Below are 13410 nucleotides of genomic sequence, written 5' to 3' on the forward strand. Positions count from 1 at the left end.
CATGGGGGATCAGACGAACATGGGGGATCAGACACGGCTGTCGAACCCACCTCGCAGACAGGGGGCCAGGAGAACTAGCGTCTCCCAGCCCCCTGTCGCACGGCATCAGCCGATCAAGCGCCGACGTCAGCCAATCAGGTCGTTGACGTTGCCCTGGTACACGATCTTGCCGTTCTTGACCTGGTACAGGTACACGTCCGTACCCTTGAACTCACCGTTCTCATCGAACGAGAAGGTCTTCGTCAGACCCTTGTAGGACGCCTTCGCCAGCGCGTCACGCAGCGCCTCACGCTGAACGTCACCCTTCAGACCCTTGATCTGCTCAATGATCATGTTGGTGATGTCGTACGCCTCAGCGGAGTACGTACCCGGAGCCCGGTTGAACTCCTTCTGGTAGTCCGCCGCGAACGCCTTCGTACCCGCCTCGACCGTGGCGTCGGTGCACGGGCAGGTCAAGTACCAGTTCTCCGCCGCACTGCCGGCCAGCTCGACGAACTTCGCGTCGTTCGAACCGTCACCCGAGATACCCGCGCCCGTGTAGCCCGCTTCCTTCAGCTTCTTCGCGAACGGCGCCAGATCCTGGTAGTAGCCGGCGTAGATCAGCGCGTCAGCCTTGGAGTTGACGACATCCTTCGCCGTCGCCGAGTAGTCCGGCGTCTTCTGCGGCACGGACTTCTTGACGACCGTGATACCGGCCTCCTTCAGTCCCTTCTCCGCGACACCCGCCAGACCCACGCCGTAGTCGGTCTTGTCGTCGATCAGGTAGACCTTCTTGGCCTGCAGCTTCTTGGCGTAGTACGTCGCCATGGCCGCACCCTGCATGTTGTCGTTCGGGACACCCCGCAGGAAGCTCGTGAACTTGTTCTTCGGGTCCGTCAGCAGCGGGTTGGTCGCCGAAGGCGACACCGTCACCAGACCCGACTCCGCGTACAGCGGAGACGACGTGTTCGTCGGACCCGAGAACGCCGGACCCACCACCGCGACGACACTCTCGTCGTCGATGACCTTCTGCGCGGCCGTCGGCGCCTTGTCCGGCAGACCCTGGTCGTCAGCGGCCACGTACTCCAGCTTCTTGTCCAGGTCGCCCTTGGCGTTCGCCTCCTTGATGGCAAGCTTCACGCCGTTCTGCATGTTCTCGCCCAGAGCGACGTTGTCACCCGAGAGCGGACCCTGGAAAGCGATCTTGTAAGTGTCTCCGTCACTGCCGGAGTCACTGCTGCACCCGGTCAACGCCAGGGCACCCGCCGCCAGCGGAATTGCGAGCTTGACGATGGTTTTGTTGAGCATTAGGGACCCCCTGGAGCCGCCCGAACGACCTAGACAATGAGGGAAGTTGGCAGACCCCTCACAGGACACCGCATTACCCGCGCGGTGTGCGGGGAATGTAATCAGGCTCCCGGCCCCTCCGATAGGTGACCACAGGATGTGTGATCGCCCTGTGACCTCGGTCATGCGTCGGAAACAGAACGCCCCTTACCGGAAACCGGACATGTACACCGCGAACCTCAAGATCCAGACAACTCGCACAGGCCCCTCACAGCCAACGGCCAACAGGCCCGGAACAGAGGGACAGAGAGCCCAAACGCCACAAAGGAGGACCGCGACATGAACAACAGACTGCTCAGCGGCCTCATCGGCCTCACCGCCGGAATCGCAGCCACCACCGGCACAGCAGCTGCACTCTGGCCGAAACCCACCCCACCAGCCGACCTCCGCCCCCTGGAGATCAACCCCGACACCCCAGCAGTACGCAGCGGCAACCTCACCTTCGACACCATCGGCCTACGCTGCGGCATCATCACCGTCGTCGGCACCCACGCCGAACACTGGGCCAAAGGCCGACTCTGCCGCGTCCGCATCACCGTGACCTCCCAGGACTCCGTCTTCGGCGAAATCGACAACAACCTCCACCGACTCACCCTCGACAACGGCCGCACCCTCCCCCTCGACCGCGAAGCCACCCAGATCAAACGCCAACCCCTCGAAACCGAGGTCGCCGCACACGGCCAGATCACCTACGACCTCTGGTTCGACCTACCCAAGAACACCCGGCCCACCAACCTCCGCGTCCGGGCAAACGAAGAAGAGCCCCCAGCCACCATCCCGCTCCCCGAGCGAGACTGGGCCGAGGGCTCCGCATAGGCACGCAGCACACGCCGCACGCCACACGCCGCTCGTCGCCGCTATTCGCCGCTCTTCGCAGCCTTCTTCTCGTCCGCGTCCAGAATGACCGCCTCGGCCACCTGCTGCATGGACATACGGCGATCCATGGACGTCTTCTGGATCCACCGGAACGCGGCGGGCTCCGTCAGCCCGTACTCCGTCTGCAGGATCGACTTCGCCCGGTCCACCAGCTTCCGCGTCTCCAGACGCTGCGAGAGGTCGGCGACCTCCCGCTCCAGCTCCTTCAGCTCCGTGAAGCGCGACACGGCCATCTCGATCGCCGGCACGACATCACTCTTACTGAACGGCTTCACCAGGTACGCCATCGCACCGGCGTCCCGAGCCCGCTCCACGAGGTCGCGCTGCGAGAACGCGGTCAGCATGAGCACCGGCGCGATCCGCTCCTCGGCGATCTTCTCCGCCGCCGAGATGCCGTCCAGCTTGGGCATCTTCACGTCGAGAATCACCAGGTCCGGCTGGTGCTCACGGGCGAGCTCAACGGCCCGCTCACCGTCACCGGCCTCACCGACGACGGCGTACCCCTCCTCCTCCAGCATCTCTTTGAGATCGAGCCGGATCAGGGCCTCGTCCTCGGCGATGACGACACGGGTCGTCAGCGGAGGCACGTGCGACTTGTCGTCGTCGGGCGCGTCTACGGGCTGGGGCGACTCGGGGGCGGTCACGAAGGCTCCTCGTTCAGGGCAGGGGTGCTGCTGACAAGAGCCTACCTAGCTGATGCAACCATTGGTCACCGGGTACACTCCCAGCAGCACTCAAGCCGGGTTGGCGCAACTGGTTGACGCGGAGGTCTCAAACACCTCTGTCCGAAAGGACGTGTGGGTTCGAATCCCATACCCGGCACCGGAAAAGCGGATGCTCACGTTCTCGTGAACATCCGCTTTTTGCTGCACTCCGTCACGATGAGTGACACAGGGTGGCCAATTGAACTTCCACGGCACAGAAGTGCGACAGAAGGCCCTCACGCTGCTGCGCAGTGGCACACGGAACGCGCGAAACGCAGCGAGTGCTCAGGGAAACACAGCCCAAGTACTGACCCCTACTTGGGACTGTCGTCCTCCCCGACATGGTGCACCCGGACCAGGTTCGTGGACCCCGGCATCCCCGGAGGCGACCCCGCCGTAATCACGACCACATCCCCCTTCTGACACCGCCCGTACTTCAGCAGCAGCTCGTCCACCTGGTCGACCATCGCGTCCGTCGACTCGACGTGCGGGCCGAGGAACGTCTCCACGCCCCACGTCAGGTTCAGCTGCGACCGCGTGGCCGGCTCCGGGGTGAAGGCCAGGAGGGGGATCGGGGAGCGGTAGCGGGAGAGGCGGCGGGCCGTGTCGCCGGACTGGGTGAAGGCGACCAGGAACTTCGCGCCGAGGAAGTCGCCGATCTCCGCTGCCGCGCGAGCGACCGCGCCGCCCTGGGTGCGGGGCTTGTTGCGTTCCGTCAGCGGCGGGAGGCCCTTCGCCAGGATGTCCTCCTCCGCCGCTTCCACGATCTTCGCCATCGTGCGGACCGTCGCCACCGGATACTTGCCCACGCTCGTCTCGCCGGACAGCATCACCGCGTCGGTGCCGTCGATGACCGCGTTGGCCACGTCCGAGGCCTCGGCTCGGGTCGGACGCGAGTTCTCGATCATCGAGTCGAGCATCTGCGTCGCGACGATCACCGGCTTGGCGTTGCGCTTCGCCAGCTTGATCGCGCGCTTCTGGACGATCGGGACCTGTTCCAGGGGCATCTCGACGCCCAGGTCGCCCCGCGCGACCATGATCCCGTCGAACGCCGCGACGATGTCGTCGATGTTCTCCACCGCCTGAGGCTTCTCCACCTTGGCGATGACGGGGATGCGGCGACCCTCCTCGTCCATGATCCGGTGGACGTCCTCGATGTCCTTGCCGCTCCGGACGAAGGAGAGGGCGATGACGTCGAAGCCGGTGCGGAGCGCCCAGCGCAGGTCCGCCTCGTCCTTCTTGGAGAGGGCGGGGACCGATACCGCGACCCCTGGCAGGTTGAGGCCCTTGTGGTCGGAGATCACGCCTCCCTCCACCACGCGCGTGTGGACACGCGGGCCGTCGACCTCCGTGACCTCCAGGCAGACCTTGCCGTCGTCCACGAGGATGCACTCCCCGGACGTCACGTCCTTCGCCAGGCCGGCGTACGTCGTACCGCAGGTGTGGCGGTCGCCTTCGACGCCCTCCTCGACGGTGATCGTGAAAGCATCCCCGCGTTCAAGGAGTACGGGGCCTTCCGTGAAGTGGCCGAGTCGGATCTTCGGGCCCTGAAGGTCGGCGAGGAGGCCGACGCTGTGGCCGGTTTCGTCGGAGGCCTTGCGTACGCGTTGGTAGCGCTCCTCGTGTTCGGCGTATTCGCCGTGGCTGAGGTTGAGGCGGGCGACGTCCATTCCGGCGTCGACCAGGGCTTTGATCTGGTCGTACGAGTCGGTGGCGGGGCCCAGGGTGCAGACGATTTTGGCTCGGCGCATGTTTCGAGCCTAGGGCTTACCGGTGGGTAGAGAATTGGCGCTGCATGACTACTCAACAACCTTTGTGTGAAGGGCTATTGACAACTGTTGAATTGTGCGGTGGTGCGCTCCGATGAGCGTTTCATCGGTTGAATGTCGCTTACAGTCGGGGCGGGGTCATCGTGAAGCGGGCGTTGACCTGTGCGTGGAGGCGTTGGCGTTGGGGTTCGAGGTCCAGGGGTGCCGCGGCGGTGTCCTCGGCGGCTCCGGCGTAGGCCATGGATCGCATGCGGCCGGGGGCTTGCGGGTACGCAGGCGGGGCGTTTTCCGCGCCGATGTCGGCGAGTTCCACGAGTGCGGCGAGTGAGGTCCCGAGTGCTTCCGCGTACTCGCGGGCGCGCTGGACCGCTTCCCGTACCGCCTTCTGGCGTACTTCGCGGTGTGCCGGTGAGTCGGGGCGCAGGGCCCACCAGGGGCCGTTGACGCTGGTGAGGTCGAGGTCGGCGAGGCGTGTGATGAGTTCGCCGAGTGCGGTGAAGTCGGTGAGTTCGGCGGTGACGTAGACGGTGCCGTGGTAGGTGCGGATGCGTTCGCCGCGGCCGTGTTTGGTGAGTTCTGGGGTGATGGAGAAGGCGCCGGTTTCGAGGCGTTCGACTGTTTCTCCGTATGTCTTGACGAGGTCGAGGACGGTTGTGTTGCGGCGGGTGAGGTCGTCGAGGGCGGAGCGTCTGTCCTTGCCGCGTGCGCTGACCGTCACGATGATCCGGGCGAGCTCGGGGTCGACCTCGAGGCGGGCCTCCCCGCGGACGGCGATGCGTGGGGCGTCGGGGGTTCCGTAGGGGACGGCGGGTGGCTGGGCGTCGGGGACTGAGGGGGAGGTCATACGCCCAACTCTGTCACCAGTTGACGGATTGGGGGGCCTGAAGTGACCGGCCAAGTCACCAGATCGAAACCTGCCGGACCTGTCGCCGTCCGTCATGGACGGGTCAGAATCTACGCGCGTTGTTGACCGTTCCCCGAGGAGAACCAGACATGCCGTTGAACCGTCGGAAGTTCCTGAAGAAGTCCGCCGCGACCGGGGCGGGGGTGGCGATCGCCGGTGCCGCGGCGGCTCCGGCGGCCGAGGCCGCGGAGGCGAAGAAGCCGGCCACGCCGGTGAAGCGGTACTCGCTGACGGTGATGGGCACGACCGACCTGCACGGGCACGTCTTCAACTGGGACTACTTCAAGGACGCGGAGTACACGGACGCCAAGGGCAACGCGCAGGGGCTGGCTCGTATCTCGACGCTGGTGAACCAGGTCCGCGAGGACAAGGGCCGCTGCAACACGCTGCTGCTGGACGCGGGCGACACGATCCAGGGCACGCCGCTGACGTACTACTACGCGAAGGTCGATCCGATCACCGCCAAGGGTGGTCCGGTGCATCCGATGGCGCAGGCGATGAACGCGATCGGCTATGACGCGGCGGCGCTGGGCAACCACGAGTTCAACTACGGCATCGAGACGCTGCGTAAGTTCGAGGATCAGCTCGACTTCCCGCTGCTGGGTGCCAACGCCGTGGACGCGAAGACGCTGAAGCCGGCCTTCCCGCCCTACTTCATCAAGAAGTTCCACGTGCCGGGTGCCCCGCCGGTGAAGGTCGCCGTGCTCGGTCTGACCAACCCGGGCATCGCGATCTGGGACAAGGCGTATGTGCAGGGCAAGCTGGCGTTCCCGGGTCTGGAGGAGCAGGCGGCGAAGTGGGTGCCGAAGCTGAAGTCGCTGGGTGCGGACGTGGTGATCGTGTCGGCGCACTCGGGTTCCTCCGGCACGTCGTCGTACGGTGACCAGCTGCCGTACGTCGAGAACTCGGCGGCGTTGGTGGCGCAGCAGGTGCCGGACATCGACGCGATCCTCGTGGGGCACGCGCACCTGGAGATCCCGGAGCTGAAGGTCGTCAACGAGAAGACCGGCAGGACGGTGGTGTTGTCGGAGCCGTTGGCGTTCGCGGAGCGGCTGTCGCTGTTCGATGTGGAGCTGGTCTTCCAGAAGGGCCGGTGGGTGGTCGAGTCGGTGGCGGCGTCGGTTCTGAACTCGAACTCGGTCGCGGACGACCCGAAGATCACCAAGCTGCTGAGCGACGAGCACGCGAAGGTCGTCGAGTACGTCAATCAGGTCGTGGGCACCGCGACGGACACTCTGACGACGGTCGACGCCCGTTACAAGGACGCGCCGATCATCGACTTGATCACCAAGGTGCAGGAGGATGTGGTGAAGGCGGCCCTGGCGGGCACGTCCTATGCCTCGGTGCCGGTGATCGCGCAGGCTTCGCCGTTCTCGCGGACGTCGGAGATCCCGGCGGGCAACGTGACGATCCGGGATCTGTCGAGCCTGTATGTGTACGACAACACGCTGGTCGCGAAGTTGATGACGGGTGCGCAGGTGCGGGCGTACCTGGAGTACTCGGCGGAGTACTTCGTGCAGACGGCCGCGGATGCGGTGGTCGACACGGAGAAGCTGACGAACGCGGGTGGCCGTCCGGACTACAACTACGACTATGTGTCGGGTCTGGCGTACGAGATCGACATCGCTCAGGCGGCGGGTTCGCGGATCAAGAATCTGACGTACAACGGTGCGGCGCTGGACGATGCGCAGCAGTTCGTGCTTGCGGTGAACAACTATCGTGCCAATGGTGGCGGGGCGTTCCCGTATGTGGCCTCGGCGACCGAGTTGTGGTCGGAGTCGACGGAGATTCGTACGCGGATCTCGGAGTGGGTGACTGCGAAGGGGGTCCTGGACCCGAAGGACTTCGCGTCGGTGGACTGGGAGCTGACGCGGAACGGCACGCCGGTCTTCTGAGCTGCCTGTTGAGGCCGTCTGTTGAGGCCGTCTTCTCGTGCGGTGCCGGGCGGTGCGGGGTGTCGGGTCCCGCACCGCCCGTGTGGTGTCAGAGCAGGCTGGTCACGGTGTTCTGGATGGCGGCGACGTTTCCGGCGATCCCGGCTGTGGCTTCGACCGCGGGGGCGATGAAGCCGAGCCAGCGCAGCAGGGTGGTGCGGCGGGGCTCGTCGCGGGTGAGTTCCGCTTCGACGTGTTCGGCGGCGTCGACGAGTTCCGCGCCGTCTTCGTACTGGTCCTGGTCGCGGCGGAGTTGTTCGAGCAACAGACGTGCTGCGGCGCGCAGTTCGGCGATGGCGGCGTCGCGGTCGGCTTCGGCCGGGGTACCTGTGGTCGCCGTCGAGTGGTTGAGGGCGACGGCGCTGCTGTCGATGTGGACGTCTCCGCCCGCGTAGATGCCGCTGTTGCTGGTCCCGCCGTTTGTCTCTGACATGGCGTCACCTTCCTCGGTTGCTCTTGGCGGCGGGCGGGGTGGCGGCGGGTGGGCCGGTGCGTCCCGGCGACACGGGAGTGCCGGCGGTCTGGCCGCGCCTGAAGATGCCGGCGATGCTGCCGCCGGTGCCGACGGCGGAGTCGTTGAGTGTCATGTTTCCGCCGGCGTACAGGCCGTTGTTGTAGATGGTGGTCTGCCGCTGTACCAGGTCGCTGGAGTCGATGTTGTGGTCCTCGATGAACTCCACCAGTGCGTCCAGTACCCGGTGTTCGACCGTTTTGGCGTACAGCTCCCGGTCGAGTTCCTGGAAGTAGCGGTAGTAGAGGTGGTCACTCGCGGCGTCCCTGATGCTGAAGGACGCTCCGTAGTTGAAGGTGCGGTGGCGGATCTCCCGTGCCTGGCGGCGTTGTTTGCGGTGTTCGGTGAGCGGCGCGAAAAGGCCTGCGATCACTGAGGAGGGTGATCTGACGAGCAGTCCCGGCGCGCGGAGCGCGGCGGCGCCCACGAGGTTCCACCACTGGCGGAATGTGGGTGATCCGAGGAGCTGGTCGGCGATGCGGTACCGCTCGCGGACGGGGGCGAGGAGGGAGCTGCTGCCCTCGATGAAGAGCATTTTGTGGTCGGACAGCAGTGCGCATCGCAGGAAGAGGGTGGCGGCGAGTTCGCCGCTCCAGCCGGTGACCCGGATGGCCAGGTAGGGGCGGGCACGGCCTTTGCCGTCCTCGCGCAGCTCGTGCAGGAGGTCCGGTGAGACTCTCTCCTTGGGTGGTCCGTCGGTGTCGGGCAGCACTTCGGCCCGGGTGCGGTCGTCGACGCCGTAGAGCAGGTCCGCGCCGTTGACCAGGAGGAGGTTCTCGACGTGGACGCCGGGCAGTTTGAGGTCGCCGACCTGGGCGGCGAGGTAGTCGTTGAGCTGGTGGACGGTGAAGGGGATGACCTGCTCGCCCTGCTGGGATCGCGAGGTGTCGAGGGCGAACGACCAGGTGTTCGTGGCTCGTCCGTAGCCGATGAAGGGTGTGTAGGGCGAGAAGACGACGACGTTGCCCCGGTCTCGTTTCTCGATGGCGTCGATGCGTCGTCGGTTTTCGGGTGTGAGTGGTTGGGGGGCTTGGTCGGGGGTGAAGTTTTCTCGTTTGAGCTGGCCGGAGACGACACCGTAGTGGACCGTGAGGGATTCGGCGGCGACGATGATCCAGGCCACGAGGAGGCCGAGGATCAGGGGCAGGGCCAGGTCGCCGGTGGCGGCCATCAAGATCACCATGGCCAGGAGGAGCAGGGTGAGGATGACGTCCCGGCGGACCTGGCGGCCGCGGGCGGCCAGGGCGTGCCGGAGTACGCAGGCGAGGTCGACGCCCGGTGAGGAGGCGACGGCTCGGCGCGGTTCCTCCAGGATCTGCTCGACGGCTCTGCGGGCGAACTGGGTGTCGGTGTGGACGGCGGTGCACAGGTAGCGGGTGACGTCGCGCGCGAAGCGGGGCGCCAGGGCGGCCGAGGGAGTGGCCGTGGGTGTCGTTGGTGCGGGGATGGTGGGGTGCGCGGCGGTGGTGGGCGGTGAGGTGTGGTGGGGCTGTGTCGAGGTGGTGGTCGGGGTCCCGCCGGCGGGGGCGAGCGGGTTGAAGACGCGTACGGTGCCGCACTGGCCGCAGGTGGTGTAGTTACGGTCGTTGGCGGCTCCGCAGTGCGGGCACTGGAGGGTCGTAGGTGTCATGGTCGGCTGTCTCTGCTCGGCACGCGGGAGCGTGCGGTGGGGTGGGTGGGGTGGGTCGGGTCACGTTGTGGACGCCGTTGGGTGTCCGGGTGGCTTGTCGTCCTGGGTGTGCTGCGGGATGGGCGGTGACGTGCCGGGGGTCGGGGCGTTCTCGGAGTCGGTGGGTGTCCGGGTGTTCTCGGAGCGGATGGACGACGGGGTGTTCTCGGAGTCGTCGGGCGTTGAGTCGTTCGCGGAGTCGCCGGGCTTCGGGTCGTTCTCGGAGCCGGTGGGTGTGGTGCTGCGGGGCTGTTCGCGGGCGGTGTGCCGTGAGGGGTGCGGGGACTTGGTGGGGGTGGTGCTGTGGGACGGCCCGTGGTTGGGTCCGGGTCCTGCGTCGGCCTGGCCGTCCGGCGACACGATGCGCAGCAGGGCTGCTGCTGCCACCAGGGCCGTGGCGGTGAGCAGGAGTCGGCTGTGCGGCCGGAGTGTGTGGCGGGTGGGCACGGCGATCAGTCCATGTACTCCGCCGACACGGTCAAGTACTCCTGGCTGACCGGCTGTTCGGTGAATCCGGGTGCGGAGCGCGGGATCTGCATCTCGCCTGCCCGGGAGGAGGCGACGAGTGAGTTGAGGAGGCTGCCGAGGGCTTCCAGCAGGGCGTGGTCCTGGTCGACGCCCGAGTCGGCGAGGAAGGCGGCCTTGGTGGCGACCTTGCCGAGCACGTCGGGGTTGGCGGCGCCGAAGCCGTAGCTGATGACGTGCGGGTATCGGTGCCAGGAGCGGTCGACCAGGCGCCGGAACGCGTCGTGCCAGCCCTTGTCGGTGGGGGCGCCGTCGGTGAGGAGGAACATGACGGGGCGTAGCACGGCCATGCCCATGTTGCGTAGGTCGTCCACGTCCGTTTCGATGCGGGTGCGTACGAGGTCGAAGGCTGCGGAGTAGTTCGTGGTTCCGTTGCACACGACTTGCGGCATTGCCTGGATTCGGTCGAGGTCGGTCATTTCGATGATCAGGTGTGCGTCCGTGGAAAATGCGATCAGGGACATGTGTGCGAATTCCGAGACTCGGGGGCTCTCGGAAATGGTCGCGTGCAGCTGCGCCAGGGTTCGGTTGAGGGTGTCCTGGTGCGGCTGCATCGAAGTGGACGCGTCGATCACGAGATAGGTCGGCAGGCATTTCTGCCGCAGGCTGTATGGGCTGATGTCCTGGGCGGGCGCGGCGTCGTCGTGAGAGCTCATGTGCGTTCCTCTTCTGCTCTTCGAATTCAGGTGTGGCGTTCTTTTCGGAGCGCGGCCTGGCGGAGGCTTCAGGCAGCGATGGCTACGGCGATCACGAGCAACGCGACGACCAGGATCACGAGGGCCCAGCCGATGGCAGGGTCCAGGGAGTCCTGCTTCGGGGGCTCGGGCGAACCGGCGGATGTGTCGGATGCGGCGGATCCGGCGGGCTTGGTGATGGCGGACTGCCGTGGCTGTGCCGTGTCGCTGCGGGGGGCCGCGGGCCGGTCGGGCAGCGGGGAGCGCTCGACGGTGAACTGCACGACGGGCCCGTCGTGCAGTGCGGCGAGCAGTGCCGAGCTGCGGGGCCTGCTTTCGCGGTCCCGGGCCCAGAGCATGTCGAGCAGCAGTTCGGCCACCCCGCCCGGGACGCCGGGCGGCGGGTCGGCGAGGGTGTGCAGGACTGCCGCGAGGTTGCGGGTGCCGGTCAGGCAGCGGGCGGTCAGCAGCGCGACGCGGTAGCGGTCGGTGCACAGGTCGGCGGGCATGCCCTGCCGGGCCAGTGGGTCGTCCCAGCCGGGCTGGTAGATGTCGGCGCCGGTGCCCTGGGCGCAGCCGTCCATGTCGATGAGGTGGACGGTGTAGTCGGCCGGGTTCCAGAAGGCGTTGGCGTAGTTCCAGTCGGAGTAGACGAGTTTGCGCTGCTCCAGTGCGGCGGCGATGCCGACGAGGCAGCGGCAGGCGGTGATCCGCTGTTCGGGCGTCGGCGGGGTGCCGTCCCGGGCCAGCCTGGCGTCGGGGCGGGCCAGGGTGTCGATCTCCCGGAATCCGCCGCCGGGTGAGCGGAAGGAGTCGGGTGCCATGGGGATGAGGCAGCCGACGGTGGCGGAGTTGTCGTCGGTGACGCGGGCGACCGGCCAGGAGGTGCGGCTGAGCAGCACTTCGCGGGCGGGGCGTCCGGCGGCGGCGTCGGAGCGGCCGAAGGCGACGAGCTTGTCCAGGCGGAGCGCGTCCGTGTCGTCCAGTGGTTTCTTGTAGCGCTTGAACAGCAGGTCGGGGCCGGTGTGGTGGCCGGTGAGTCGGGTCACCTCGGAGCTCTGGCCGTTGTTCGTGGCGATCTGTTCGCCGAGTGCGCCCAGTGCGGCGAGCGAGGTGACCGGCGGCTGGGTCCACGCCGACGGGTTGGCGGTCATCGCGACCACCTGTCCTGGCTGCCGGGCCGCTCGGCGGCCGGGGCGGTGGCGTGAGCGGGTGGCCGCGACCTGGTGTCGGGGTCGACCCAGACGGTGACCGCCGTACGGTCGTCCAGGAACCGTTCGGCGTCGAAGCCGACGTCATTCAGGTACGAGGCGACGGGCAGCGGCAGTTTCCAGTGGTCCGCGAGGTAGGCGTTGAGTTCTTCGATGGCGGCCAGGCCGTCGCCCACTCCGTCGGAGACGAGTGACACCACGTCGCCGGGGCGCAGGGCGAGCGTGGTCTGGCGGGCGGCGTGCGGGTCGGCGGGGAGGGTGTGGGTGACGGCGTTGGAGTCGTAGCCGGCCGTCGTCCCTTTGCGGTCGCCGGCGGCGTAGCGCCAGCGCTCTTCGTCGAGGCGCCACAGGGACGCGTCACCGAGCCAGGCGGCCCACATGGTGCGCTCGCCGGTCGGGGCGGTGGGCCGGGTGGGGATGACCGCGATGAACAGGACCGCGCACACGTCGGAGGCTTCCAGCCCACGTCGCTCCGCCTCCCGCAGCATCGCCGTGGCGCTTTCCTCGAAGAGTTCGGCCGCGGACAGTCGTGCCGCTCCGTCCGGCTCGTCGAGTCGGCGTCTGAGGTGGTTGATGGCGGTGCTCGCCGCCACGGCGGCCCCGAGTTCGGCGTGGGCGCTGCTGGAGACCCCGTCGGCCACGGCCAGCAGCAGGTGGTCGCCGGTGGCGTCCCGTGTCATGCGGTAGGCGTCCTGGCGGGCGGCGGCGGGCTCCTGGCAGCGGTGTCCGGGGCCGACGATCGAGGCGGCCCGCACGGCGAGGTCGCCCAGTTGTGCCTCGTCGGCGGCGACGCCGGAAGCGGCCGTCGGCCGTACCGGCAGCAGCCAGGGGAAGCGCTGGGCCTTGGAGCCCGCGCCGAAGCGGGGCACGGTCGTGACGTGCGCCGTGACCGGCGCGGCGGCCACGGCCCGGGAGACGTGCGTGGGGCTGGTGGGGGGAGGCAGGTGCCGCCCGTCCACCACGAGGGGCGCCGATGGTGGAACGTCCGGGGGCGTCGGGAGTGGCGCCGGAACTCCCGCCGATGCTTGTGCCCACGTACGCATCTCCAGGGACAGGATTGCCGTGGCCATCAGCACCAATAAGTCGATCACCATGCGAAAGAAATGATCGTCCGCTGGGAAATAGATCACGAGGAAAATTCCCCCGAAGATGCACATCGCCCAGATCAGACGCCCCCGTTGCAGCGACATGCCGAGACGGTAACAGTGCGGCCAGATGGTAGGGAGAGATAAGGAAACATTGTCACGAATCCTTTTCAGGCCCAAGGCGGCTCTGGAGTCCCAGCAGGGACACGTCCACGGCGTCGG

12 protein-coding genes and 1 tRNA gene are annotated in these 13410 nt (G+C 67.3%); 3 read left to right on the forward strand and 10 right to left on the reverse strand.

The window, feature by feature from the left end; genetic code table 11:
- Window positions 1-126: 126 nt before the first annotated feature.
- Window positions 127-1287, reverse strand: coding sequence for a branched-chain amino acid ABC transporter substrate-binding protein (locus ABT114_RS14845; protein WP_351142398.1), 1161 nt, complete (start codon window positions 1285-1287; stop codon window positions 127-129).
- Between the two features lie 318 nt (window positions 1288-1605).
- On the opposite strand from ABT114_RS14845, the gene ABT114_RS14850 reads away from it, so the two are divergent.
- Window positions 1606-2142, forward strand: a complete 537-nt coding sequence (locus ABT114_RS14850) for a hypothetical protein (protein ID WP_351142400.1) — start codon at window positions 1606-1608, stop codon at window positions 2140-2142.
- A 41-nt stretch (window positions 2143-2183) separates the two neighbouring features.
- On the opposite strand, the gene ABT114_RS14855 is transcribed toward ABT114_RS14850, so the two are convergent.
- Window positions 2184-2846, reverse strand: coding sequence for an ANTAR domain-containing response regulator (locus tag ABT114_RS14855; protein WP_351142402.1), 663 nt, complete (start codon window positions 2844-2846; stop codon window positions 2184-2186).
- Between the two features lie 94 nt (window positions 2847-2940).
- Between ABT114_RS14855 and ABT114_RS14860 the strand changes: the two genes are divergently transcribed.
- Window positions 2941-3024 (forward strand) — tRNA-Leu (locus ABT114_RS14860).
- Window positions 3025-3220: 196 nt separating this feature from the next.
- Here ABT114_RS14860 and pyk read toward each other — a convergent pair.
- Together pyk and ABT114_RS14870 are read right to left on the reverse strand one after the other, a co-directional pair.
- Entirely contained in the window at window positions 3221-4657 is a 1437-nt protein-coding gene (gene pyk, locus ABT114_RS14865; RefSeq protein WP_351142404.1) for a pyruvate kinase, read from the reverse strand.
- 139 nt (window positions 4658-4796) lie between these two features.
- Window positions 4797-5519, reverse strand: coding sequence for an SIMPL domain-containing protein (locus ABT114_RS14870; RefSeq protein ID WP_351142407.1), 723 nt, complete (start codon window positions 5517-5519; stop codon window positions 4797-4799).
- A gap of 149 nt (window positions 5520-5668) precedes the next feature.
- Here ABT114_RS14870 and ABT114_RS14875 point away from each other — a divergent pair, with 149 nt between their 5' ends.
- Complete coding sequence (locus ABT114_RS14875; RefSeq protein ID WP_351142409.1) at window positions 5669-7474, forward strand: bifunctional metallophosphatase/5'-nucleotidase; 1806 nt, start codon at window positions 5669-5671, stop codon at window positions 7472-7474.
- An 88-nt stretch (window positions 7475-7562) separates the two neighbouring features.
- On the opposite strand, the gene ABT114_RS14880 is transcribed toward ABT114_RS14875, so the two are convergent.
- From ABT114_RS14880 to ABT114_RS14905, 6 genes are all read right to left on the reverse strand, one after another.
- Window positions 7563-7946 carry a hypothetical protein gene (locus ABT114_RS14880; RefSeq protein WP_351142411.1) on the reverse strand — a complete coding sequence of 128 codons (384 nt, stop codon included), beginning with the start codon at window positions 7944-7946 and terminating at the stop codon, window positions 7563-7565.
- 4 nt (window positions 7947-7950) lie between these two features.
- Window positions 7951-9654, reverse strand: a complete 1704-nt coding sequence (locus ABT114_RS14885; protein WP_351142413.1) for an AbeC-like domain-containing protein — start codon at window positions 9652-9654, stop codon at window positions 7951-7953.
- A gap of 60 nt (window positions 9655-9714) precedes the next feature.
- Window positions 9715-10140, reverse strand: coding sequence for a hypothetical protein (locus ABT114_RS14890; RefSeq protein WP_351142415.1), 426 nt, complete (start codon window positions 10138-10140; stop codon window positions 9715-9717).
- Window positions 10141-10145: 5 nt separating this feature from the next.
- The gene (locus ABT114_RS14895) at window positions 10146-10874 is read right to left on the reverse strand and encodes a vWA domain-containing protein (protein ID WP_351142417.1); all 729 of its coding nucleotides are present in this window, start codon (window positions 10872-10874) and stop codon (window positions 10146-10148) included.
- A 68-nt stretch (window positions 10875-10942) separates the two neighbouring features.
- On the reverse strand, window positions 10943-12046 hold the full coding sequence (locus ABT114_RS14900) for a hypothetical protein (protein WP_351142419.1): 1104 nt from the start codon (window positions 12044-12046) through the stop codon (window positions 10943-10945).
- The gene (locus tag ABT114_RS14905) at window positions 12043-13293 is read right to left on the reverse strand and encodes a protein phosphatase 2C domain-containing protein (protein ID WP_351142421.1); all 1251 of its coding nucleotides are present in this window, start codon (window positions 13291-13293) and stop codon (window positions 12043-12045) included. Before ABT114_RS14905 ends, ABT114_RS14900 begins: the two co-directional genes overlap by 4 nt.
- Between the last annotated feature and the right edge of the window lie 117 nt (window positions 13294-13410).

Origin of the sequence: Streptomyces sp. NPDC002088, assembly GCF_040296605.1 — a bacterium.
Taxonomy (GTDB): Bacteria; Actinomycetota; Actinomycetes; order Streptomycetales; family Streptomycetaceae; genus Streptomyces.

Bases quoted from the DNA above. Each gene is read 5' to 3' on its own strand.
- ABT114_RS14845 (WP_351142398.1), bottom strand. From the start codon at position 1,287: ATGCTCAACAAAACCATCGTCAAGCTCGCAATTCCGCTGGCGGCGGGT.
- ABT114_RS14850 (WP_351142400.1), top strand. From the start codon at position 1,606: ATGAACAACAGACTGCTCAGCGGCCTCATCGGCCTCACCGCCGGAATC.
- pyk (WP_351142404.1), bottom strand. From the start codon at position 4,657: ATGCGCCGAGCCAAAATCGTCTGCACCCTGGGCCCCGCCACCGACTCG.
- ABT114_RS14870 (WP_351142407.1), bottom strand. From the start codon at position 5,519: ATGACCTCCCCCTCAGTCCCCGACGCCCAGCCACCCGCCGTCCCCTAC.
- ABT114_RS14875 (WP_351142409.1), top strand. From the start codon at position 5,669: ATGCCGTTGAACCGTCGGAAGTTCCTGAAGAAGTCCGCCGCGACCGGG.
- ABT114_RS14880 (WP_351142411.1), bottom strand. From the start codon at position 7,946: ATGTCAGAGACAAACGGCGGGACCAGCAACAGCGGCATCTACGCGGGC.
- ABT114_RS14885 (WP_351142413.1), bottom strand. From the start codon at position 9,654: ATGACACCTACGACCCTCCAGTGCCCGCACTGCGGAGCCGCCAACGAC.
- ABT114_RS14895 (WP_351142417.1), bottom strand. From the start codon at position 10,874: ATGAGCTCTCACGACGACGCCGCGCCCGCCCAGGACATCAGCCCATAC.
- ABT114_RS14900 (WP_351142419.1), bottom strand. From the start codon at position 12,046: ATGACCGCCAACCCGTCGGCGTGGACCCAGCCGCCGGTCACCTCGCTC.
- ABT114_RS14905 (WP_351142421.1), bottom strand. From the start codon at position 13,293: ATGTCGCTGCAACGGGGGCGTCTGATCTGGGCGATGTGCATCTTCGGG.